The following is a 22,754-nucleotide window of genomic DNA, read 5'->3' on the forward strand; positions in this document are numbered from 1 at the left end:
TCTCAGGTTTTCGCGGGTTTGCGAACGGAGCATCCGCTGCTCAACGAGCAAGACGAACACCCAGACGACGTGCCGCAGCTCGACTTCGCGGCGGTCCCGCACCCCGGCCCACATCCTGTCTCCAGTCGGTTGGCAAACTCGGAGCTAGCGACTTTTTTGCGATACACTTCTGCTAATTGCTCTACTTGAGCCTCGGTACTTTCGGTTGGCTCTCCGAGAAAATGAAAGAAGATGGTTTTGCCGTCCAGTAGCGGCTCCACTTCAATAAGAACGTCACGCGAACCTGTTTGCTCCAGAAAATCCTGACATGCTTGACCGGCAGTTTGACTGAGCTTCTGCAATTGCGTCCAGAGCAACCTGTCTTCTGGTTGGCTGCGACGCACATAAGTCGCCTTGAACAATTCGCTGCACTGAAGCGAGTTCGCAGCGTTTAGAACAGTTCCCAACTCCAGTCCGCGATCTGTTCGAACGATGACCTCAGAACCTCGCCGAAGCGATTTTAGGTTCGTCTCTAGTTGGTAGATGTTGGCATTAACTCCACACTGGAGCAGCCACACTTGAACGGTGGCTTGTTGCGTAACAACATTTGCATTTGGGACCACATCGGGAGCGCTAGTACGCATACAAACCCTCTCCAATAGCAGGTTATTTCGCTAGGATCTCGCCGCGGCGGCTAAAGCGTTCCTGAAGGCGTTGCATGGTTGCTAGAGCCTCCGAAAAATGGGGATTCTCCGGGTCAAGAGACTTTAGATCGGCATCCAACTTATCGACAAACCCGATCAGAGAATCGTCTAGCTCGAGAACCTGAGCGAGTTTCTTTTCATCCACCCGGTTCGATTCGAACCATGACGAATACCCCTCGACAGCCGCTCGCATTCTAGACTGAAGTTTGTCGATTTGCTGTCTCAGATCCTCGGACTCCCGAATCGCTCCAAATGCGGCTTTGTCCACCAACCGCACCGCAACGGACTGAAGCGTTTTCTTCGATTCTTGTAATCGATCGACCAGATAACGCCGAACCGCCAGATCGTCGTCACGACGTTTTTGTTCTGAAGCGTAACCGCCAAAGCCAGGAATCACTTTGGAAAGGACCGACGCTTCAGATGAGCTCATATTCGGGTTCCGAAGGAAAACAAAATCGAGGGATACACTAAGCCGCGACGATGTCCCGCATCTTGGGTTCAAGATACGTTACTGTGCTGGCCATGCTGGCCAAGTTACCGTATTCGTCCTCGGGAATCTGCACTCGGTGTCGTTTCCGTAGCTCCATTACGATGTCGAGAAAATCCATACTATCCAGCTCGAGTTGCTCACGGAAGGATTTGCTATCGTCTAGATTCGTGAGATCCTCGTCGGGTGAGATCTCGCTCAGGATATCTAGAATTTCATCACGGATTTCCGCTGGTGTCATGGAGACCAATACTCCTAATTCAATCGATGTAGTAAATGCCGAAAACGATTCGTGTGCTAACTAAAGCGTCGCACGATCAAAACCGAATTGATCCCCAACATTCCAAAGGAGTTGTTGAGAATATAATCCACTCGCCCCAACTCCTTGGGTTGGTTGATGACCAAGCCCGGGATGGCGCAAGATTCGTCTAGATTGTCCACATTTATGGTGGCATGGCAAACCCCATCTTGGAACGATGGTAGGTTTCCAGCCAATTCGAGAGCCCCCGCCGCCCCCATCGTGTGCCCGATGAAGCTCTTGGTGTTGTTGAAGTGGACCCCGTCGACTCCCCCAAAAACTGTGCGTAAAGCCTGAACTTCTTGGGAATCTCCACTGCTGGTCCCCGTCGCATGGGTGCTGACAATCTGAATCTGCTCCGGATTGAGCCCCCCCCGGTCGAGCGCCATTTTGACGCACTGTGCTTGTCGCTCAGGATTCGGAAGGACAAAGTCGGTCGCATCGGTATTGATCGCGTAGGAGACAATCTCTGCCAGAATATTGGCTCCCCGGGCTTTAGCATCAGAAAGACGCTCGAGCAGGTAGATACAAGAACCCTCGGAAACCACGATCCCATTGCGATCCACGTCAAAGGGTCGTGAAGCCTTGGTCGGATCTGGGTGGCTAGCCAGTGCTCCTTGGGACTTAAATGATGCGAAAATACCAAACGTATGAATGCTCTCGGAAACCCCTCCGACAATTGCCAGGTCGCACTCCCCGAGTCGCAGCATTTGGACTCCTTGAATGATCCCAGCATTGCCAGCCGCACAAGCGGCACCGATAGTATAGTGCGGGCCTGTTATGCCAAAGTTTAGGGCAATTTCCCCGGCCGGATTGTTGGCCACGGTCCGAGGATTGTGGTGGTGGGACCAGAAACTGACATCGTAATCGTAACCTTTTATCGAGTGGATCTCGTTCTCGGTTTCGACATTTCCGTGCTCGGTGACACCGATATAGATCCCCACTCGCGAACGGTCCACCTTTTCCCAGTCGATACCGCTTCGTTTGATAGCTTCGGCTGTTCCCCAAATGCCAACCGTTCCAGCCCGCGTCCCCCGTCGGATGTCTCGTTTGCTCTGGTATTTGGTCGCTTCGAACTGGCAAACTCCGGCAAAAGTATCCCCGACATACCGAATGTTGTAATTTTGCACGCCGCTCCGACCGTTCAGCAACGCCTCACGGTAGGACTCCAGGTCATTGCCATTAGGGGAGGTTAACCCGACGGAAGTCATCACGACCCTTTGCTCGTCGGGCAGTTGGCTTGTGCGATCCTTGAAGCTCATTCAAACACGTTTCCGATGGTGGTAGCCGACGCAATCAACACGACATTCCCAGGATACCCCCTGGCAGGAATCGGCTGAGGGTGAACCTAACCGTATTCTCCCCCTTTTTCAAGTAGCTTTTCCAGGACTCCCGTAGCATATGGGAAGGGACTACTGAAAAGACAGTGTCAGAATCCGGCGAAGCCGCCATCTACCCAGCGTGCCAACTACCCCCTTCCCGCTCCCCCTTCCCGTAGTGGCCGAGGCAACGAGGCCTGCCCCCTTCCCGTAGTGGCCGAGGCAACGAGGCCTGCCCCCTTCCCGTAGTGGCCGAGGCAACGAGGCCCGCCCCCTGGCACGAAACCGTCTGGGGCCCACCAATACACTTAAAAACTCTGTTGATAGGATTACACCGCGAGAGATTAGAGAAACGCAAGAGATGTCTGATAAACCGTTGATCATCAATCCTCTGGCGTTTCTCTCATCTCTAGCGGTGTGAAAGATGGGCAATTAGGGACACAGCTTGTCTTTAAGATCCAGAAATCCTATCAGATGCCCATCTGCGTTCTAAGCGGAACGCCAGGGGCACTGCCCGTCAATAAAATGCTGTGTCCCTAGAATGTTCCGCTACCGAAACGCTTGTTGAGCTTCAGCCGTTCATCGTCGAGCACAAAACCCTTGATGATGAACTCCCGAACCGTTTGGGTTGCCCATATACGGAACTAAGTCGCTTGGGAGCTGTTGACCCGGTAGCCGACGGAGATTATCGCATCGAGATTATAGAACTCGATCTCTCTGCTAACTTCGCGATTTCCCTACATTTGAACTCTTCAAATTTTTCGAAGAGTTGCGTCCTGGGAGAGTTCTCCAGAGGCATAAATCTCCTTAAGATGGTTACTTATGGTTTGTAGCTCGACCCCGAAAAGCTCTGCGATCCGCTTCTGGTTAAGCCAAAACGTCTCCATCTCATAGAGCACTTCGACACGGACGTTGCCCTCTGGATTTTGGTAGAAGATCAGTTCTCCCTCTGACGGCTGTTCTCGCGAACTACTCATTCTCAGCCTCCGTAGAAAGCATCTCCCTGCGTTCCTCCAATGCTGATTCAATGAGCTTTCGTTCCCGCTGGAGTTCGAGCTTTAGCTCCTCCTCGGTTGGAAGAAATTGCACATACTTGGATGCAAATACTTGTTTCGCCTCACTCAGGATCGAATACTTAGCTACCGCCTCGGATTTGTCCGAGCATAGGATTAAGCCGATGGTGGGATTATCGCCTAGGACCTTGTATCGATCCTCGAATGCACGCACGTATCCGTCCATCTGGCCGATATCACGGTGAGTGAGCTTTCCGATTTTCAGATCAATTAACAGGAAGCACTTTAGGAGATAGTTGTAAAAGACGAGATCGATGTAGAAATCATCATCGTCAAAGCGAATGTGCTTTTGGCGAGCAACAAAGCAGAACCCTTTGCCAAGTTCTAGAAGGAACGATTGCAGGTTGTCGATAACCGCCTGCTCTAAATCACTTTCGTGAAGCTTTGGAGAATCAGGCAAACCTAAAAACTCCAGCACATAGGGAGTCTTCAAAACCGCTTCAATCGGAGCAGGATCACCTGGTAGTCGCTCACGGTCAGTTGCAATGAGTGCTTCCTTGCCACGGTTAGCTATGATTCTCTGATAGTAAGATGATTGAATTTGTCGTTCGAGTTGAGCTTTGGTCCAGCCGCATTCAGCGGCTTCACGTTCGTAGAAATCTCGTGCCTCTGTTTCTTGAACCCGCATCAACGCTCTATAGTGCGACCAGGAGAGCTGAGGCGAAAAGCTGTGTGGGAATTCAACACCAGCTTGATTGTGAACGAGGTTATTGGTCAATTCTCTACCCGCCGGGTAGAATTTGTCGACCTCAGCAGATTCTCTACCTGCTGGGTAGAGAAAATCGACCCGTGTCCCAAAAGCCTGATAAAACTGCCTAAAAAGCCAAAGATTCACCGAAGAGAAGCCCTTTCCGTACCTTTGGGTCAATCGGGAGGACAAGTTCTGAACCACTTGTCTCCCATACTCTGCTCGTTCGTCACCCCCTTGCGCTCTTGGACGATTTCACGACCAATGAGCCAATTAGCCAGGACCATATTGGTATTAACCGACCGGACAACATTACCACGAGCCCGATCCAAAATGGCCGCAACGCGCTCGAAGAGATCCGCCCCAGAGGGCTGGCTCACCCACTTTGTATCCTTCATCGTTCCCCCTTCGCTCTTACTTTTCATATACCCTTCACCACTGTCGGGTTTTCAACAACATACTGGACCTAGGGTAGTCATGAAACGCACCATAATGAGCGGATACCTTCAAATAACTACACCAGATTACTGAGTCAGTCCCCCATTGTTGTATCCAAGGCCTTATAGGGTCGAAAGATGTAACAGTTTAGTCCGCAGGGGAAAGAAAAGGTAACAGTTTAGTTCCCCGATAGTAGTTCTTGAATTTGCGAATGAGTGCGACCGACGCGGCGATATCTTGCTGAGTTGTGCACGACCATCGCGAAGTGCGTCTGCTTGGTCTACGACAACGGCTCGCGACGCGGCTGATTTTGATATCCGCGCAGCGGCAAACATGCGATGATCGGCTCATCGCATCGCGCAGATTGGTCGGTCACACAAGGCATCAGGCGGCGTGTCATGATTGGCGATACCTTACTGCCAATACGCTTGCCCGAAACGCGAATGCGGCCAACGTTGGCTCATGCATTCGCGTATAACTCGCGCATCACCTTGTCAGGCGGGCGAGTGTAGAGTCCCAGAAAGATATCGCTTGGCTTGTGACCGTGACGCTTGGCGGTTTCGGCAATCGTCATGATCTTCGCCATCCGCTGGGCACTGGACTTCGACCGCGAACCGAAGCTCGTTTTGCGAAGCACCACCAACGGACGCAGCGCACGTTCGGCTAAGTTGTTTGTTGGGGGAACGCGTGGATCATCCACGAACACCAACCATTCACTCAAGTGACGCAGGATGCGACCTTGCAAAGTCACTGCTTTTTCGTGCCTCACGTCGCAACTCGCCAAGCGTTCAAGCTCTGTTTTTAGCCAGACAATCTCGGCTTTTTTCGCTCGTTCGTTGAGCTTGTTGGCGTTGTCGTCGACTACGGGCGTGGCACGATCGCCGAGCACGTTCTCAAAAGAAAGCAACGCAGCAGGCGTGAACGCGATGCCAAAAAACTCTTCAATCGCTCGCGGTACTTTGCGATAGCTGATGCCAATCACATTGCGTAGATAAATCGCCTTGCTGCGCAGGTGCGGCCCAATGCGGCTGCCCAGAATCTCGTCTTTGCCTGCTTGCTCGACAAATTGGCCACAACCACTGCAACGCCCCACTTCGTGACGATACAACACCACGCTTTTTCGCTTCCTGCTTACTCTGGTCCGCAGCGATGGCGACCGGTGGCGATTCCGATTGCTGTTGTTTATTGGTGGCGAATTTGTTTTGACGTTCAAGCTTTAGTTCGAGTTTGGCTTGTGCCAATTGATCCTGGAGTTGGACGACTTCAGTGCGCAGTCTAGAGTTTTCAGCTTCCAGTACACGGATTTCCCACAACCGATCGGCCTGATTCTGCTGGCTATGATTCGCGAGCTGGACAACCGTGGCGATCGACGCACCGCCCAAATGCGGACAGCACCCAAGATTTGGGCAAGCATATTCATGTTTAGGGGGGAAGCTCGCGTGGGGACAGAGCTTGTCTTCAGATCTAGCAATTCTATCAGATGCCAATCGATCAAGTGCTGTGTCCCTAGAATGTCACAGTCCGAGCAGGCGGTCTCCAGGGCAAATGGCCTCGTTGCCTCGTCCACTACGAAGATGCAGAACCTCCCAACCTCCGATGCCCCAAAAAATCGCTGCTCATCAATAATTTACTGTGTCACCAGAATATTCTTCTAAAACCATGATTCCGTGCCTGCCTAAGCAAAGTGAGCCCTCCCACTACCAGCCTATTTGACATATTCTGAAGATTTTAAAGATCGGGGCAAGATGAAGATTTGGATTGATGCCGATGCAGCACCTCGCGAAGCCAAAGAGTTGGTCTTTAAGTCTTCTCAAAGGTTGAGTCTGAACGTGATTCTCGTGGCCAATCAATCCATTTGGGTTCCCCCCTCAGGCGGTCGCATTCAGTGCGTTACCGTTCGCGATGGAGCTAATGTTGCAGATCAATACATCGTTGAACACTCCTCGGCAGGAGATGTCGTCCTCACAGCAGATATCCCACTGGCAGCACAACTGGTCGAGAAGTCAGTATTCGTGTTGAGTCCTCGTGGAGAGGTTTTCGAAGACCGCAACATCGGTTCCCGGCTTGCTTCGCGAGATTGGATGGATATCGCACGCGGGGCTGGCATGGAGACCGCGGGACCTCGCCCGTATAGCCAACGTGATCGCGTCCAATTCGCGTCAGCCCTCGATCGAATTTTAACAAAAGCAATGAAACTTCAGGAAAGCTCTAAGAAATCACCCTCGAGTGAGCAGAGCGATCGTTGACCGGAGAGTTCAAAAAAGGTTGATGGCACCCTGTGGGGCTCCAGGGCAAATGGCCTCGTTGCCTCGTCCACTACTAAGGTGCGGAGCGTCCCGTAGTGGCCGAGGCGACGAGGCCTGCCCTACTGGCACGAATCTGTCGGGGTTTGTGGTTCAGACAGAACAGCTGGTCTCCAATGCAAATGGTCTCGTTGCCTCGCCCACTACCAGAGCGAGCGATCTAGCGGAAAAAACGGTTCGGCTTGCGATTTTTGCGGGAACTGGGGTTGTTTCCCGAAACTTTGCAACCTAGGATTCGATCATGGTAAGAATCGTGTCTGTACTGATTTTGATTCAGATTTCGCTGCCGGGGTTTTGTTGCATAACCAATCGGTTCGCTAGCTCTACTGCTTCACTTTTCGGCTTTTCAACGTTAGCGGATGGCCGCGCGGGGGACTCCTGCTGCGGTACCCGATGCTGCCCTCCCGGTTCCGCCAGCAGTGAATCCAAATCCGAGAATACTCGCAAGATTGCTAGCTGCTGCGTTTCCAAATCGCCCTCCTCAGAGTCGACTCCTTGCCAGGACGAGCCCGCTCCAGCCGAAGAACCTTGTCACCATGGCCTCTGCGCTTGTTTGGACTGGGATCCCATGATCCCTCCCACCGAGTCGTCGTTCGATTTGGATTTGGAGGCCGCATCACTGGGGCCTGTCGTTTGGTTTCTAGCCCCACCCATGGATACTGCGATAAGCGATTATCGCTATCATCCGCCCCCTCTTCGTAGGCACCTCTTGCTATGCGTCATTCGCTGTTGATCCGTTAGGCACGCTTCGTGCATTCCGTGATTTTTCAATTCAGTCGAAGTTAATGACCATTTCAAAAATTGAGGTTTATCTATGTTTAAGTTAACAATGCTTACCGTTGCTACATTTTTGGTCGGGACCGTTGCGACAATGGCAATGAGAACGGACGCGAACAAAAACAATTGCTTCCTAGGTGCATGTCCCTCTACTTGGTTCTCCCAGAAAGCGAACTCTACCGTTGGTGGCTGTGATCCATCGGAGTCGTGCTTGTGCACAGATTGTGGTTGCCCAGAATGCCCTACACCAAGCGTGGAGATGACTGTTTGCTGCTCAGCTGCTAAGCCAGTCCACAGCGGGGCGTGCTGCGTTGCAGACTCGTGCTGCACTCCATCAGCTGCACCATGCACGACTGCTGCAAACGGTCCTGTTGCATCGAAAGCTGGTTGTGATTGCACCGAGTGTGCATGCTCGGCTTGCGATTGTGAAGTATGTGCTTGCGAGACTTGTGGAGCAGACTGTACGTGCGATGCGTGCAACTGTTCTGCTTGCAAGTGCGACGCTTGCGACTGCTGCAATGGCAGTTCCTGCTGCACCAAAGAGTAGGTTCATTTAACTTTGGGGCCTTTGCTCATGCTCGGTTGCAAGTTTCGATTTGCAGCCGAGCTTTTTTTACGCAACTAACCCCTTGGTAACAAGCATAAAGACATCCTCCAAGGTCGGGTCCTTATCTTGAAAGGATTTCATCTTCACACCTGAGTGAACCAGTCGTTCCATCAATGCTGACAGGCCTGCGTCATCGGTTTCAAACTCAGCCGTCGCGCGATCTCCGTCGATATCAATTCCTCGCATGGTCGGATCGCTTCTTAGGATCGAAAGACCCAACTCTTGATTCTCGATGAATCGGACCTCGACGATTCGATTGCGACGAATCTTTCTGTAAACCGACTCGATCGGTCCGTGCATAAGCAACTGCCCACGTTCGATAATGCCGATCGATGAACAGCAATCCGCCAGCTCGCTTAGAATGTGACTGCTGATGAGAATGGTCTTTCCCATCCGCTTGAGTTCTTTGAGCAAAGCCTTGACGTCGATTCGAGCACGCGGGTCCAGTCCGCTGGTTGGTTCGTCCAGAATGAGAACCGGTGGATCATGCACGAGGGTTTTTGCCAGACAAAGTCGCTGCTTCATGCCTCGGGATAAGCCGTTAACGTAGTCATCTCGTTTGTGAGTAAGATCGAGCAGCTCGAGCACGTCGCCGATCACCTGTTTGCGCTGCGTTCTACCGATCTTGTAGGCTACGGCAAAGAAGTCCAAAAACTCCCAAACCTTCATGCCGTCGTAGACCCCAAAGTCATCGGGCATGTAACCTATGCTGCGACGAACATCCATGGGGTTTTTGTTCACGCTAAAGCCATTGACGGAGCCATCCCCTCGCGTGGATTTGAGAAGAGTCGCCAAGAAACGTATCGACGTGCTCTTGCCCGCTCCGTTGGGGCCAATGAAGCCAAACAGCTCACCTGCTTCGATTTTCATGGTGATCGAATCTACCGCGGTGAAGTCACCGTAGTCTTTCCCGAACTCGTTTAATTCAATCATATTCCGATGCACTTCTCCGGATGGTTAGCTAGCCCTCGGCAAAGTATAGCAAAGTAAACGAGACATTGAGATCCATTCGATTCGTAATTGTGGCCTCAAGTTTAGGTTCACCCCATTCGTTGGAAATTTTGAACTGAATCGAGGCTTGGGCAGTTCCACCCGAGCATATTTCTAGATACTATGAGTGCAGGTATGACGTGTCTTGGGTTGTTGCTCGAGAGCAAAACGCAGGGCTAATGCTATCGCCGTTCGCCTGATTCGACCTTCAATTGTCGCAACTATGCATTCATTTCCCTTCCAAATCGTTTTACTGCTCGCAGTAGCGTATAGCCAGATATTTGGTGGGATTTCGTGTTGCTGCCTGTCTCGATTTATCGTTGCAGGTTTATGTTCTTCCCCAACTACCGAAGCCTCAGACGGAGCGCAGTCGGATACGGACACTGAGACGAGTGCCCCAAAGTGCCCGCGTTGCGCGGCATCTGTAAATACCTGCAAACAGGCCACTGAGGAAAGCGACAGCGATCCCGTTTGCAGTATATCCGGGGACCGGGAGTGCAATTGCTCGAAGGTATCCCTAAAGTCTCTCGCTCAGGATGAACCTCATGCACCACGGGTTTACTGTCAGTTCTTGAATCCACCGGTTGCGTTGGGAACGAGCTTCTGCAGAGGTCTCGACAGTATCTCTCGCAAACACGAAATTCCGATCCGCCTTGGCGGACATTCTTGGCAAGCAGTTGCTTGCATCTGGCGGAATTGATCCGCCCACACTCTTCGTTTCCCAGGCTAGTTTCCTAGTTTGAGAAATTGTCCGTAGGCGTTGATGGCATCGTCTGCGCTGGTAGTTGATCTGTCCTGTCTGTCAGGAAGATCTTTCTCCGGCTCACAACGTCGCCACTCAAGACCCTATCGAATTTGTCTTGTAAAGATCCATGAAAAAGAGTGTGCAATGAATGATGAATAGAGTTATACGACGATTGATTTCCCCACGCCAAACCATGCAGAGCTGTCTTAGCGTAATTGAAGACTGTTACTTTGATTATCGATTTCGACTGGAGACGCGTGAAGAGTTGCAGGTGCAAGACCTGGACATCTCTCCGATAGACAAGCAGCACGCGGAAAAGTACAAACCGACGCGATCGCGGTACTTTCAGCAACTGATGAAACGCCTCAAGCCGGACCGAGACCAAGTCTTCGTGGATGTTGGATGCGGCAAAGGAAGAATTCTTTTGTTGGCGGCTCTTTACGGCTTCAAAAAAATCCGAGGAATCGAGATATCGTCATGCTTGTCCGAGATTGCCATTAGAAACATAAAGGCGTTTCAAACCAAGCGACCGGAGGCGAAAGATATCGAGGTTCATTGCGAAAGCATCTTGGACTACCAATTCCGGCATGACGAAACCTTCCTCTTCCTGTACTCCCCGTTCGACGCTTTTGTCACGGAGCGTTTTCTGGAGCAGGTGCAGGAATCGCTGCACAATAATCCGAGGGATCTAACTCTTGTGTTTAACGAATTCCGGTTTCCAGCTCTGATAGCGAAAACCCCTTTTCCATTGCACTCGACGCTGCGATATGGGGCAGCTGATTTTCGCATCTATCGTCATACCCAACAACGTACGTCCTTTACAGGCTCCTAGAGCCCATGTTTTCAAATTGTTTCGTTCCCTATTAACGAGGAAGACCATGATGATCGTTCAAAGAAACTTTTTTGTATTGTTACTCGTCTCCGCCGTAGCTGCTTTCGGTTACGCACAGTCCAATGAGAAAGAAACCCCTGAACAGCGACGCGAGAGACTGCGGATTGCTGTTCAAGCTATCTGCCCGGTCTCGGGTGAATCCCTCACGGATCACGGAAAACCGGTCAAGATGACCAACCAGGAAACAAAAGAAGTCCTGTATGTCTGTTGCGAAGCTTGTTTGAAATCGAAGCCCGAAGAGAAGTATCTTGAAAAGATTCGCAGTAACTTTGCCAAGGCTCAGGGGCATTGCCTGGTAATGACCGACAACGAAGTGTCCGGTGAATCCAAGTTTGGAATTGTCGATGGTCATTCGATTTATGTTTGCTGCCCACCATGCGTGAAAAAGATGACCGCGGCGCCCGCAAAATTTCTGGCGATGCTCGACGATCTTTACGAAGCTTCCCTCAAGAAGTAATCCATCCATCACTTGTTATCTAACGGAGGTTTTAATCATGACCAAACGGAATTTGGTTTACCGGTTCGTACTACCAACAACGGCTCTCTCATTCATTCTGGTTTCCGGTTGCGGTCCCGAAAGCGACAAGCAAACAGCAAATCCGAATTCGATGTCAGCGGAATCAGCGACACCGGAGGGCAAGTTGTCAGTCGACGTAGCGACCATGGATACGGACGAGGAGCACGGGCACATACCTGGTGCTCACGGAGGCATCATGGTCTCGCTCGGTCGAGACAGCTATCATGTTGAGGCAGTCGTCGATTCCGAAGGATCCATCAGACTCTACACTCTCGGACAAGACGAGAGTCGCGTTATCGAGGTCGAAAGCCAAACACTCAATGGATTCGTCAAAGCGGAGGGTGATGCGGATTCCAAAGCGATCGCTTTTACCCCCTCTCCCCAAGACGGTGATAGCGAGGGAAAGACATCGCTCTTTGTGGGACGGCTTCCTGCGGATCTCGTCGGTCGCAAACTCGATGTAACGATTCCGAATATTCGCATCAACGGCGAACGGTTTCGGCTTGGATTTGTATCGGGTCAAGATGGGCACGACGACGAGCCAGTAATGCCGACCAAAGTGGCCGACGGTGCGGAACAGGAGTTATATCTTACAGCAGGTGGACGATACACCGCCGCAGATATTGCTGCGAATGGCAATGTGACCGCGTCCCAAAAGTTCAAAGGGATTAAATCTGCGCACGACATGAAGCCTAAGGTCGGTGATATGCTCTGCCCCATTTCCGGCACGAAAGCCAATCCAAAGTTTACTTGGATTATCGATGGCAAACCGTATGAGTTCTGTTGTCCACCGTGCATCGACGAATTCCTCGCGTCGGCCAAGGAGTCTAACGAACCCATTCCCAATCCGGAAAGCTTTATCAAGCAGTAGCACCATGACTCGAACGATGTGTCATCTAGGGATGATCGTGGCTTTTCTCACGATCATCCCAGTAGCGGTCCCCTCAGCGACTTATGCTCATGAGGGACATCAACCGCTACCATCCCAGGGGGTACTCGTCGATACGCGACGAGGACATGTTACCCTGTCGGCTCAAGCTCGCTATACAATCGGGCTGCAATCAAGGGAAGTTGTCGTGGGGCCGGTCGCGTCGACTCTCAATGTTTATGCGGAGGCGTTAGCTCCTTGGCAATCCAAAGCGTTCGGGTCCGCGCAGATCCCTGGTCGCATCACCAAACTGCTGGTTCGTCCAGGAGACTTTGTGGAAAAAGATCAGGTTGTCGCAGAGTTAAGCAGTCGTGAACTGGAGGCGATCAAGCTGGATTACCTAACGGCCGCCAGCGATCTGGCGATCAATCAACGCATGTTGACCATGACACAGCCTTCGGCGCAGGCCGGCGCCATACCGATGCAGCGGTTGTTCGATATTGAGAATGCGGTCGAGCAGAGTCAAAATCGACTCGAGGTGGCTCGCATTCGAGCGTCGACGCTGGGTATTCCAATCGACCAATTCTCGTCGGAAAAACTAAGCGACTTACTTTATCAAGTGCGTTCGCCGATCTCAGGACAAATACTCCATTCCGATTTAGCGGAAGGTATGTTTGTTGAAGCGTTTGAGCATCTTTTCGAGATCGTCAACTCGGATCAAGTTTGGGTGCGCCTGCAAATCTTAGAAAAGGATATTACTAAGATCCAAGTCGGCAATCGCGTTCGCGTCGAGTTCTCCTACTCAAAGGCCGAGGTCGAAGGAACCATTGAGCAAATCGATGCGGGTTTGGATCCTCAAACTCAAGTTTGTTGGGCGTGGATGTCTACTTCTCACCCCGCGATTGTTCCAGGCTTGGTTGGTAATGCGACCATCTTTACTTCGGAGCAAACCGAGAGACTGGCGATACCACAACGCGCCCTACATAGCGATGGATTGCAGAGTTACGTGTTTGTCGAGGAGGCATCAACTCGGACCTCGGGTGAGTATCGAAAGAAAAATGTTCGTGTTGGGGAACGGTTTTTAATAGCGGATCAACAATCTGGACCTTCTGAACCTATGATCGAACTCCTTCAAGGTGATATCTATCCGGGCGATCAAGTTGTAGTTCGAGGTGGGCATCAACTCTCGAGTTTGTTTTTTCTCGGCGTTCTGAAACTTACTGAGGCCGATCAGCAACGGCTAGGTATTCAGTTTGCCCCGGCATTGATTCGGGATTTAACATCGACGCTTCAGCTCCCAGCCTTGGTAACCTTGCCTCCTGAAAATCGCGGCGTTCTTTCGTCCCAACTCAACGGTACCGTTTATTCTCACACCTTGAGTCCGGGGCGAATCGTCCAAGCGGGTGAAACCTTGATCGAGATCGCGTCCCCTGATTTCTACCAGCTTCAGCTCGACTTAATAAGTACTTCTCTTGATGCCGATCTCTCTCGACGACGAGCCGAACGGCTGGAGAAGGTCCAGGGTGATGCGATAGCAATCCGTATCGTATTGGAAACTCGCATGCAGGCAGAGCAATTAGAGATTCAGGCTCAAAGCCTGAGAAGACAGCTCGCCACGTTGGGTTTAAGGGAAACGGAAATCGATTCAATCGTTCGCGAACGAAAGATTCTTAACCATCTACCCATCCGATCCAACATTGCTGGACGCGTTGCTTCCTCCACTGTAACACTCGGAGAAACCGTCGCGGCAAATCAACCGCTCGTTGAGGTTCATAATCTCGACAGAGTGTGGATCGAGGCGCATGTTCCAGCGAGAGATATCGGTCGCCTCGCGCCTAACACGCGAGGGATAGCCTTCCTGCTCTCAACCCCGCAGGTTAGCTTCCCAGCGGTTCTGTCTCGCATCAGTCCCGTTGTCAATGAATCGACACGGACCCAACGCATATGGCTAACTCCAAAACAGACAGATGCTCTGTCAGGGAATATTCCTCAATTGCGTGCTGGAACATTGACCTCCGTAGATCTGCGGTTGGGAGAAACCACAACAGCCTTAACCGTTCCCGTCTCTGCGGTGCTACGAGATGGGTTGCATCATTTCCTTTTTGTTCAAAAGGAAGATGGCTACATTGAGCGGCGCCGAGTAGCGGTGGGAGTGTCTGATGGCGAGTTAACCGAAATTCTACACGGAATTGCTGTCGATGAACTTGTTGTAACAACAGGTGGTCGCGAGCTGCAAACCGCTTTTGCATCCTTGAGGTAACCGACCTTGTTTGACAATATCATTCGTTTTTCGTTGCAAAACCGGCCTGTTGTTGCCATTGCATCGCTTCTTGTAGTCTTGTTCGGGGCTGCGCTGCTGCGCACCATGCCAGTCGATGTGTTCCCGGACCTGAATCGACCAACAGTGACGATCATGACCGAGGCGCCCGGGCTCGCTCCTGAGGAAGTCGAGGTGCTCGTTACTCGGCCGATTGAGCTCCTGCTGAATGGTGCGACTGGGGTGAAACGAGTCCGTTCGTCATCCGCTATCGGCCTGTCGATTATTTGGGTCGAGTTCGATTGGGGGACCGACATTTTCATCGACCGACAGATCGTCAATGAAAAGTTGCAACTGGCGCAATCGAAACTTCCACCTGGTACAAATCCTACGTTAGCTCCCATCTCCTCTATCATGGGGGAGATTATGTTGCTCGCACTGCGTAGCGATATCAAGCCGAAGAACCAGGCGGAAGCAGACGCGAAAGCGATGGAGTTGCGAACACTGGGAGAATTTACGGTTCGCAATCGTTTGCTGGCGGTCGAAGGGGTCTCGCAAGTATCCGTGATGGGAGGCATCCTCAAACAGTATCAGGTACTGACCTCCCCTTCTCGATTGGCGGCTCGCAATATTACCTTGGCGGAACTGACTGAGGCCACTACAAAAGCCAATGTGCTAGCCGGTGGCGGGGTAATGAATCGCGGAGCCCGAGAGTCCCTTTTGCGAATCCAAGGTCAATCGCTAACGCTCGATGAGGTCGCTGCGACCCCAATCGTTTGGCGAGATTCCGTACCGATTCGGATCCGAGACGTGGCGGATGTAAAGTTGGGAGGACCCGTGAAACGAGGGGACGCCTCTGCGATCGTCAAAGTGGAACCCGATGTGAATTTCGCTGTACGAAACGCAGAGGAATACCATCACATGAACGACGGGTCTCACTATTCAAGAGATGGGACTCGTCGCATGGCTCATGCTAACGCGCAGCCTTATCGCGAGCTGCGAGGTGGTGGAGCTGTCATGCTGACGATCCAGAAACAACCAGATGCGGATACGATTAAGCTAGATAGCAAAATCAACGAAGTACTAAAGTCCCTGCAATACGAGTTGCCCGAAGACGTAAAGATCGAATCCGAGATCTTTCGCCAGAGCCATTTTATCGAAGCTGCCGTCGACAACGTCAGCGAAGCCGTGCGGGATGGTGCCGTGTGGGTCATTATCATACTATTTCTTTTGATGGGGAACTTTCGGACCAGCATCAGTTCGTTGTCCTCGATGCCTCTGTCGATTCTTTTGACGGTCATCGTTTTTTACATGTTCGGCATCACAATCAATACCATGACGCTCGGTGGGATTGCGGTAGCGATTGGCGATTTGGTTGACGATTCCATTGTCGATGTTGAGAACATTTACCGGCGACTGCGCGAGAACAAACAGTTACCGAGTGCAGACCAAAAGCCAGCTCTCGATGTCATCTTTTCCGCATCCAGCGAGATTCGAAACTCGATCGTCTATGCTACATTGATCGTCGTGCTGGTTGTTTTGCCCCTCTTTATGATGTCGGGAATCGAGGGGCGTTTATTTGCACCTCTCGGAGTCGCCTATATCGTGGCGTTACTCTGTTCACTCGTCGTGGCGTTGACTTTTACCCCGGTGCTGGCCAGTTTTCTGCTGCCGCGAGCTCCCTTTTTGGCAAACAAACGAGAACCGCTCATCATGCGGTGGCTCAAATACGGGGACGAGCGATTGCTGCGTTGGACGTTGGAACGGCCGAAAATGGTATTAGCTGGTGTAAGCGTCTTGGTTATACTGAGTTGTTCTACGTTGCCTTGGATGGGCGGCGAGTTCCTGCCCCCGTTTAATGAGGGGACGGCAACGATCAATCTGCGACTTGAGCCGGGAACTTCGCTGGCAGAGAGTCAGCGTGTTGCGAGTCGCGTCGAGGAGATACTGCTCGAGGTGCCCGAGGTCCTCTCGGTGGCACGCAGAACGGGGCGTGCGGAATTGGATGAGCATGCAGAAGGGGTCAATAACACCGAGTTCGAAACACGATTCGCCAGTTACAAAACCGAGAGACAGGGTTGGTACCACAAAGTTTTACGAGCGATTCCGATCGTGCATCTATCGACGTTCGAGTACCAAGGGCGTCCGCAAGAAGAGATTATTGCCGACTTGCGAGATCGCATATCGAGCATCCCAGGAGCGGCAGTCAACATCGGCCAGCCCATCTCGCATCGGTTGGATCACATGATGTCGGGCATACGTGCTCAGATTGCGGTCAAGGTATTCGGTACGGATCTGCGAGAGTTGCGGACCGCGGCTTACGACGTTCAAGAGCGAATGCAACAGATCGAGGGAATCGTCGACTTGCAGATCGAGCCCCAGATTGAAATTTCTCAGTTGCAGATGCGAGTCAAGCGTGAGGAGGCATCTCGGTATGGTTTAGCGCCGGGCGATGTCGCAGAAATTTTGGAAACGGCATTCAAGGGTAGGGTCGTTTCGCAAGTTATCGAGGAAGACAAGTACTTTGATCTGGTGGTTTGGTATGACGAAGAGGCGCGGCGTGATCCGAGCATGGTGGAAGAGACGATTCTCGAGACACCTTCCGGTGCCAAGGTCGCTCTCTCCCAGGTCGCGGAGATATTAGATACCACTGGTCCCAACCAATTGAATCGTGAGCATGTGCAACGACGTGTCGCGGTTTTTTGCAATGTACAAGGTCGCGATCTTGCGAGTGTTGTCAGGGAAATTAAACAATCGCTCAAACCCATAGAAGAATCGTTGCGTCAATTACCTGGAGAGTACTATCTCGATTACAGTGGCCAGTTCGAAGCCCAGCAGGAGGCGACGTGGCGTTTATGGGGCTTTGCTCTATTGAGTATGGTCGGAGTGTATTTACTGCTAATCAAGGCATTGGGATCGCAGCGATATGCATTGCAAGTGATCGCTAATGTTCCTTTGGCTGCGCTCGGGGCGATTGTCGCTTTATTAATTTTGAATCGTCCGGAGGCTGCTGCATTTGCTGGTCAACCATGGTTTCGTTGGCCGTTGGTATGGATACAAGAGACCCATTTATCGTTAGCACATTGGGTCGGCTTTATTACGTTGACCGGTATCGTAAGTCGTAACGGTATTATGATGATCTCCCACTATCATCATTTGATGCACGTAGAGGGAATGCCGTTTGGCAAAGAGATGATCATACGAGGAAGTCTCGAGCGGCTCGCTCCGGTCTTGATGACCGCCATGACCAGCTTTGTCGGGCTCATCCCGCTGTTGTTCGGTTACGGTGAGCCGGGCAAGGAGATACTTTATCCGTTGTCGGTCGTGTTATTTGGAGGAATGATCGCCTCAACCGCCCTGGACCAGATCGTAACTCCCGCGTTGTTTTACTGGATTGGTGTGGTTGATCCAACCATTGACTCTTCCGCAAGTCTATCCGCGTCCGAATAGATATGATTTTCATTCGAACCATCGGCCAAAAGCTTCTCTCCTTTCTCAGGAACTGGGGCACCCATCGGCACTTTTGCGTTGTTGGGAATAGCGATCGAATTACAATCAGGAAACACAAGAGTCCCCACACGAATTGATTTACCCGAATTTCAGGCGAATATGCTTTCCAAGCTATCGAGTCTTTTTCAAGCGTCTCGCCTTAAAGATGATCCATCCAGGGCTAATGTCACTTTTGGGCAAACGAGTTTTTCGAATACGTTCAAAACGACCGGAATGTTTCTCAAACGCCAGATCTGGATCTGGCCGATCGTGGTGTTTGTCGTCCTGGCGACCATGGGTTACTTTTTAAATCGCTCCATTAAGCATTCCATTGAAGCAGGCTTAAGTGCAGAGCTAACCACATTGCTCCAGATTGAACGTTCGATGCTGGAAAAATGGTTTCATGGCCAAGAGGCTAATGCGACAGCGATGGCCAACTCGTCAGAGTTCAGGTCGCATGTTGCCCGACTTGTGGAATTGCAACAAGCCTTAGATACCGGCAAGGGGGCGACCGACGCGGAGAAGTCTCTTCCAGAGGAAATGGATGAACTCGGAAGAAAGATTGGCCAGTTACTACTGCCTGGAATGGCGGCTCATAACTTTGCTGGCTTCATTGTGGTCGACCGCGAACAGCGTATTATCGCTTCACATACACGGGAAATTGTTGGCCAGGCGGTGACGCAATACACGAGTGTCGCCAGCAAGATTTTCAGCGCAGGCAAACCAACAGTTACACCACCCTTTCCAAGTGCAGTTTTACTCCGCGACCAAGAAGGGAGAATGCGAGCTGAGGTACCAACGATGTTTGCGTTGGCCCCTATTCGCAACTCGGACTTCCAGCCGATCGCTGTGCTTGGGATGCGGATTCGGCCAGAGCGAGAGTTCACGGAGATTCTTCAGCTCGGTCAGAGGGGAGAATCCGGCGAGACCTATGCCATCAACAAATACGGATTGCTGGTTTCGAATAGTCGATTCGATGAGCAATTGATGATGGCCGGATTGATTCCTGACCGGGATGGAGAGGCTTCAATTTTGAAGGTCGAAATCCGTGATCCTGGCGGCAATCTCTCCAAAGGATTTCGCCCCAAAGTTCGAAGAGGAAATCTGCCGTTCACATTTCCTTGCAAACAAGCCCTGGCAGGCACCACCGGAGTCAGTTTAGATGGGCACCGCAATTATCGAGGTGAACCAGCTGTGTCAGCTTGGACGTGGCTGCCTGAGTATGAGATCGGCATTATCACTGAGATTGATTCCGCTGAAGCATTTCAGCCGTTGACGATATTGCGATGGGTCTTCTTCTCCCTGTTTGCACTGCTTATCATCACCGCGATCGCCATTTTCATTTTCACGATCATCTTGGCGAAAACGCAAAGGGAGGCTCGGGAGGCCGCGATTGAAGCGAAGGAGCTCGGGCAGTACCGATTGGAAACACTGCTGGGTACTGGCGCAATGGGAGTGGTTTATAAAGGTCACCATTCTATGATGCGTCGACCGACGGCAATCAAGCTCCTGAAATCCGAAAATGTTACCCCCGCTGCGGTCGAGCGATTCGAGCACGAGGTGCAGATAACCTGTCAATTGAACAATCCGCACACGATTGCAATTTACGACTATGGCCGCACTCCCGAAGGAGTCTTTTTCTATGCCATGGAATATTTGGATGGCATCAATTTGCAAACCTTAGTGGATCGATACGGACCTCAACCAGCAGGTCGAGTTATTTCGATTCTGAAGCAGATTTGCAGTTCGTTATACGAAGCCCATTCGCTCGGACTCGTTCACCGCGATATCAAGCCTGCTAACATCATGCTCAATAGACGGGGTGGAGAGTGCGATGTCGTTAAGGTACTCGATTTTGGTTTGGTCCGATCTCTCGAAGAGGATCCGGGAACCGAAGCTAATAAGGGGATGACTGGAACCCCTATGTATATGTCTCCCGAAGCGATTCAAAATCCCAAATCGGTGGATGTACGTAGCGACATATACTCTCTCGGCGCAGTCGGTTACTTTCTGCTGACAGGACAGTCACTGTTTCAGGCGACTTCCTTGGGAGAGTTGTTCCAGCAACATATTGACTCAACCCCTGTACCCCCTTCACGCCGTATCAAGGCTGACATAAATCCGCAGCTTGAAGCGGCTATTATGGCTTGCCTGGAAAAAAGCAGAGCGAATCGTCCCCAGACTGCCAAAGACCTCACGATTAAACTCGAGCGTGTACCTGTCACGGACGACTGGTGTCGTGAAAAAGCGGAAGCTTGGTGGCTCTACCACGAGCGAGAGTTCAGAACTGATAAAGAGCTGTTCTCGCCTCAATTTGCTCAAGGCTCTGGTGACGCAGGCAGTCCCACTTCCTCGCAGACGCTGCCGATTGGCTACAAAACCTCAGCAGGTTTCGATGCAACGATGCATCATCCGGATGAATAGCCGGTCGGTTGTGTACATTCTCGCTCAATGCGATATGTCGGCTTAGAAATACATACCTTGAAAGGCAAAGTATCCCAGAGCAGCAACTGTCATTGGAATCCCGTACGGAAGCAAAAACATTCGCGGTTTGCGCTCTGCTGCTCGTTGAAAGAGAGCCTCTGGGTCGCGGACTTCAACAAACTCACTGATCAGCATGCGGAATTGAGCATAGTGCTTTCTCCAAGCACCCGTGTAGGCAACCATGCACAGAGCCATGATTCCACCGACGATAGCTGTAGCTGCAAAAATATTCCACGTATGTTCGGCATGGACCCAAGCGCCGATCCCTGCGAGCAGTTTCACGTCGCCAGCTCCCATGCCACCGATCATATAGATTCCGTACAGGAGCGCCAGTCCGAAGAAGGTAGCGAGAAAGCTCCATCCTAAACCTGACCAACCTCCAGATGCAAAGCTGTAAAGCCAGCCGGTGACGATCATTGGGAATGTGATCCAATTTGGGACCTTTAACTTCCAGCCGTCGATCACCGCAGCGACGACGAGGATGATAGAGACCGTCCAAATATGCCAGTTTGCAATTAGTCCATTAATCATGGTATTCAACTTCCCAAAAAATCGCTAAAGCGGTTCACACCAAAGATCCGAAAACGAAGCACTTGTCATCTAGGAGACATGAGCCAAACAGTAAACACGGTAAACAGGGTTCCTGCGCAGCAAACCAACATCCACAATGATGAAATAGCTTCAACTGGAAAAAATGCTTGATGCATGATCTACTCCTGCCTCTCATGGAATGCACCAAACCGGTGAATTGCACGGACTTACGTCCAGTGCAACTCCCGGAGTTGGTGTGCATTTAGTACCGAGAAAAATCTCGGACGCGATTCGCCAGCAGAACTGGAGAATCAAAGGCTCGCAATTACGAACCCAGTTGGTTCGAAACGTTCGTGAACGTCGTACTTGCTCGCTTACCGATGTTGGTAACAGCAGTCAAGCAAACAACGATAATGAGCGACAACATAACAGCGTACTCAACAGCTGTTGGTCCGTCTTCGCTCTTCAAGAAACGCTTCAACTTCATGGCGAAATTCTTCATCTAGATACCCTCCGACAGGTAGTCTCGGCCAAACCGAGTAAATAAAATGTAGACCCTCAATCTTCGTCCAGCTTCTACGCCAAGAAACCGGCCAATTTGGGGCGAGTCGACCACGACTAGTGCGGTCAGCGTCTCAACTCGAAAACGCCACACGAAACTTAGGACAGAATCCCGGCTAGTCAAATTCTGAGCTCTGCGGAGAATGAGTTATCTTGAGCGATTTTCCCGTTTGCAAAAAAATCCTCGCTCTAGAATGGCGATTATGATGGTCGAACCGATTGGTGAGGCATGAAAACCCCACTACATTGAGCGTATCCATTGCAATCGCAACAAACCTACCCCCAGAAATTTTCTCAAGAAAAATGCAAACAACCAAAGAACGATATCGCGAAGCCGAACAACTCAAGGACAAAGGTGACCTTGAGGCTGCAAAACAGCTACTCGAGGCCTTGATCCAAGATGTCCCGGATCATGCCCTGTCGCATCTAACTCTCGCCAGAATCCACACACAACTGGGAACTCATGAAAAGGCCTGCGAACACGCCGTCAAGGCATGCGAGCTTGAGCCTAACGAGGGGTTTAACTACACGGTGCTGAGTGTTACCTATCAAAAGGCTTGGGCGGGCACCCAGGATCAACGCTACATCCAGCTTGCAGAGGATGCTCTCGCTCGTGCGAGAATGCTGGAAGGCTAAGAAAACGCTACAATACTGCCAATTGTTCGCGATCACATTTCCCAAGCATGCTGACTGCTGCTTGGGAATGTGCTGTTCGCACGAGAATTCCCTCCTTCTTTACGCTAAACC

General features: G+C 51.4%; 20 protein-coding genes and 1 pseudogene. 8 read left to right on the forward strand and 13 right to left on the reverse strand.

Annotated elements, in window-relative coordinates; genetic code table 11:
• Window positions 1-2: 2 nt before the first annotated feature.
• The 9 genes and pseudogenes from SH449x_RS18760 to SH449x_RS18800 all read right to left on the reverse strand — a co-directional run bounded on the left by SH449x_RS18760 (window position 3) and on the right by SH449x_RS18800 (window position 6,097).
• Complete coding sequence (locus SH449x_RS18760) at window positions 3-623, reverse strand: hypothetical protein (protein ID WP_482377607.1); 621 nt, start codon at window positions 621-623, stop codon at window positions 3-5.
• A gap of 22 nt (window positions 624-645) precedes the next feature.
• Entirely contained in the window at window positions 646-1,113 is a 468-nt protein-coding gene (locus SH449x_RS18765) for a hypothetical protein (protein ID WP_482377608.1), read from the reverse strand.
• A 37-nt stretch (window positions 1,114-1,150) separates the two neighbouring features.
• Window positions 1,151-1,411 (reverse strand): acyl carrier protein, encoded by a 261-nt coding sequence (locus SH449x_RS18770; protein WP_482377609.1) that lies wholly within the window; start codon window positions 1,409-1,411, stop codon window positions 1,151-1,153.
• 56 nt (window positions 1,412-1,467) lie between these two features.
• Window positions 1,468-2,730 (reverse strand): beta-ketoacyl-[acyl-carrier-protein] synthase family protein, encoded by a 1,263-nt coding sequence (locus tag SH449x_RS18775; protein WP_482377610.1) that lies wholly within the window; start codon window positions 2,728-2,730, stop codon window positions 1,468-1,470.
• 593 nt (window positions 2,731-3,323) lie between these two features.
• Window positions 3,324-3,512: pseudogene (gene rhuM / locus SH449x_RS18780) on the reverse strand (RhuM family protein); the annotation flags it as partial.
• A 27-nt stretch (window positions 3,513-3,539) separates the two neighbouring features.
• Complete coding sequence (locus SH449x_RS18785) at window positions 3,540-3,764, reverse strand: virulence RhuM family protein (RefSeq protein ID WP_482377611.1); 225 nt, start codon at window positions 3,762-3,764, stop codon at window positions 3,540-3,542.
• Window positions 3,757-4,752, reverse strand: a complete 996-nt coding sequence (locus tag SH449x_RS18790; protein ID WP_482377612.1) for a PDDEXK nuclease domain-containing protein — start codon at window positions 4,750-4,752, stop codon at window positions 3,757-3,759. Before SH449x_RS18790 ends, SH449x_RS18785 begins: the two co-directional genes overlap by 8 nt.
• Window positions 4,725-4,946 carry a hypothetical protein gene (locus SH449x_RS18795; protein ID WP_482377613.1) on the reverse strand — a complete coding sequence of 74 codons (222 nt, stop codon included), beginning with the start codon at window positions 4,944-4,946 and terminating at the stop codon, window positions 4,725-4,727. Before SH449x_RS18795 ends, SH449x_RS18790 begins: the two co-directional genes overlap by 28 nt.
• Before the next feature lie 500 nt (window positions 4,947-5,446).
• Window positions 5,447-6,097, reverse strand: coding sequence for an IS66 family transposase (locus tag SH449x_RS18800; RefSeq protein WP_482377614.1), 651 nt, complete (start codon window positions 6,095-6,097; stop codon window positions 5,447-5,449).
• 634 nt (window positions 6,098-6,731) lie between these two features.
• Between SH449x_RS18800 and SH449x_RS18805 the strand changes: the two genes are divergently transcribed.
• Window positions 6,732-7,232: a YaiI/YqxD family protein gene (locus SH449x_RS18805; RefSeq protein ID WP_482377615.1), complete on the forward strand. Its 501-nt coding sequence runs from the start codon at window positions 6,732-6,734 to the stop codon at window positions 7,230-7,232.
• A gap of 738 nt (window positions 7,233-7,970) precedes the next feature.
• Here the strand turns inward: SH449x_RS18805 and SH449x_RS18810 are convergent.
• A complete protein-coding gene (locus tag SH449x_RS18810) occupies window positions 7,971-8,603 on the reverse strand; it encodes a hypothetical protein (RefSeq protein WP_482377616.1) in 633 nt (210 codons plus the stop codon).
• A gap of 76 nt (window positions 8,604-8,679) precedes the next feature.
• A complete protein-coding gene (locus tag SH449x_RS18815) occupies window positions 8,680-9,606 on the reverse strand; it encodes an ABC transporter ATP-binding protein (protein WP_482377617.1) in 927 nt (308 codons plus the stop codon).
• A 950-nt stretch (window positions 9,607-10,556) separates the two neighbouring features.
• Between SH449x_RS18815 and SH449x_RS18820 the strand changes: the two genes are divergently transcribed.
• From SH449x_RS18820 to SH449x_RS18845, 6 genes are all read left to right on the forward strand, one after another.
• A complete protein-coding gene (locus tag SH449x_RS18820; protein WP_482377618.1) occupies window positions 10,557-11,240 on the forward strand; it encodes a class I SAM-dependent methyltransferase in 684 nt (227 codons plus the stop codon).
• Window positions 11,241-11,286: 46 nt separating this feature from the next.
• Entirely contained in the window at window positions 11,287-11,757 is a 471-nt protein-coding gene (locus SH449x_RS18825) for a hypothetical protein (RefSeq protein WP_482377619.1), read from the forward strand.
• Between the two features lie 37 nt (window positions 11,758-11,794).
• Complete coding sequence (locus SH449x_RS18830) at window positions 11,795-12,688, forward strand: hypothetical protein (protein ID WP_482377620.1); 894 nt, start codon at window positions 11,795-11,797, stop codon at window positions 12,686-12,688.
• Between the two features lie 4 nt (window positions 12,689-12,692).
• The gene (locus SH449x_RS18835) at window positions 12,693-14,945 is read left to right on the forward strand and encodes an efflux RND transporter periplasmic adaptor subunit (RefSeq protein ID WP_482377621.1); all 2,253 of its coding nucleotides are present in this window, start codon (window positions 12,693-12,695) and stop codon (window positions 14,943-14,945) included.
• A gap of 6 nt (window positions 14,946-14,951) precedes the next feature.
• Window positions 14,952-18,392, forward strand: coding sequence for an efflux RND transporter permease subunit (locus tag SH449x_RS18840; RefSeq protein ID WP_482377622.1), 3,441 nt, complete (start codon window positions 14,952-14,954; stop codon window positions 18,390-18,392).
• Window positions 18,393-18,551: 159 nt separating this feature from the next.
• Window positions 18,552-20,855 carry a protein kinase domain-containing protein gene (locus SH449x_RS18845; RefSeq protein ID WP_482377623.1) on the forward strand — a complete coding sequence of 768 codons (2,304 nt, stop codon included), beginning with the start codon at window positions 18,552-18,554 and terminating at the stop codon, window positions 20,853-20,855.
• A 42-nt stretch (window positions 20,856-20,897) separates the two neighbouring features.
• Here SH449x_RS18845 and SH449x_RS18850 read toward each other — a convergent pair whose 3' ends face one another.
• Complete coding sequence (locus SH449x_RS18850) at window positions 20,898-21,446, reverse strand: A24 family peptidase (RefSeq protein WP_482377624.1); 549 nt, start codon at window positions 21,444-21,446, stop codon at window positions 20,898-20,900.
• Between the two features lie 325 nt (window positions 21,447-21,771).
• Complete coding sequence (locus SH449x_RS18855) at window positions 21,772-21,948, reverse strand: Flp family type IVb pilin (RefSeq protein ID WP_482377625.1); 177 nt, start codon at window positions 21,946-21,948, stop codon at window positions 21,772-21,774.
• Window positions 21,949-22,310: 362 nt separating this feature from the next.
• Between SH449x_RS18855 and SH449x_RS18860 the strand changes: the two genes are divergently transcribed.
• Window positions 22,311-22,643 carry a tetratricopeptide repeat protein gene (locus tag SH449x_RS18860; protein ID WP_482377626.1) on the forward strand — a complete coding sequence of 111 codons (333 nt, stop codon included), beginning with the start codon at window positions 22,311-22,313 and terminating at the stop codon, window positions 22,641-22,643.
• The last annotated feature ends 111 nt before the right edge of the window (window positions 22,644-22,754 follow it).

The organism is Brakhagea baltica, assembly GCF_052161605.1.
GTDB lineage: Bacteria > Planctomycetota > Planctomycetia > Pirellulales > Pirellulaceae > JBKCUI01.

Bases quoted from the DNA above. Each gene is read 5' to 3' on its own strand.
- SH449x_RS18760 (WP_482377607.1), bottom strand. From the start codon at position 623: ATGCGTACTAGCGCTCCCGATGTGGTCCCAAATGCAAATGTTGTTACG.
- SH449x_RS18765 (WP_482377608.1), bottom strand. From the start codon at position 1,113: ATGAGCTCATCTGAAGCGTCGGTCCTTTCCAAAGTGATTCCTGGCTTT.
- SH449x_RS18770 (WP_482377609.1), bottom strand. From the start codon at position 1,411: ATGACACCAGCGGAAATCCGTGATGAAATTCTAGATATCCTGAGCGAG.
- SH449x_RS18775 (WP_482377610.1), bottom strand. From the start codon at position 2,730: ATGAGCTTCAAGGATCGCACAAGCCAACTGCCCGACGAGCAAAGGGTC.
- SH449x_RS18785 (WP_482377611.1), bottom strand. From the start codon at position 3,764: ATGAGTAGTTCGCGAGAACAGCCGTCAGAGGGAGAACTGATCTTCTAC.
- SH449x_RS18795 (WP_482377613.1), bottom strand. From the start codon at position 4,946: ATGAAGGATACAAAGTGGGTGAGCCAGCCCTCTGGGGCGGATCTCTTC.
- SH449x_RS18805 (WP_482377615.1), top strand. From the start codon at position 6,732: ATGAAGATTTGGATTGATGCCGATGCAGCACCTCGCGAAGCCAAAGAG.
- SH449x_RS18815 (WP_482377617.1), bottom strand. From the start codon at position 9,606: ATGATTGAATTAAACGAGTTCGGGAAAGACTACGGTGACTTCACCGCG.
- SH449x_RS18820 (WP_482377618.1), top strand. From the start codon at position 10,557: ATGATGAATAGAGTTATACGACGATTGATTTCCCCACGCCAAACCATG.
- SH449x_RS18825 (WP_482377619.1), top strand. From the start codon at position 11,287: ATGATGATCGTTCAAAGAAACTTTTTTGTATTGTTACTCGTCTCCGCC.
- SH449x_RS18830 (WP_482377620.1), top strand. From the start codon at position 11,795: ATGACCAAACGGAATTTGGTTTACCGGTTCGTACTACCAACAACGGCT.
- SH449x_RS18835 (WP_482377621.1), top strand. From the start codon at position 12,693: ATGACTCGAACGATGTGTCATCTAGGGATGATCGTGGCTTTTCTCACG.
- SH449x_RS18845 (WP_482377623.1), top strand. From the start codon at position 18,552: ATGCTTTCCAAGCTATCGAGTCTTTTTCAAGCGTCTCGCCTTAAAGAT.
- SH449x_RS18850 (WP_482377624.1), bottom strand. From the start codon at position 21,446: ATGATTAATGGACTAATTGCAAACTGGCATATTTGGACGGTCTCTATC.
- SH449x_RS18855 (WP_482377625.1), bottom strand. From the start codon at position 21,948: ATGAAGAATTTCGCCATGAAGTTGAAGCGTTTCTTGAAGAGCGAAGAC.
- SH449x_RS18860 (WP_482377626.1), top strand. From the start codon at position 22,311: ATGCAAACAACCAAAGAACGATATCGCGAAGCCGAACAACTCAAGGAC.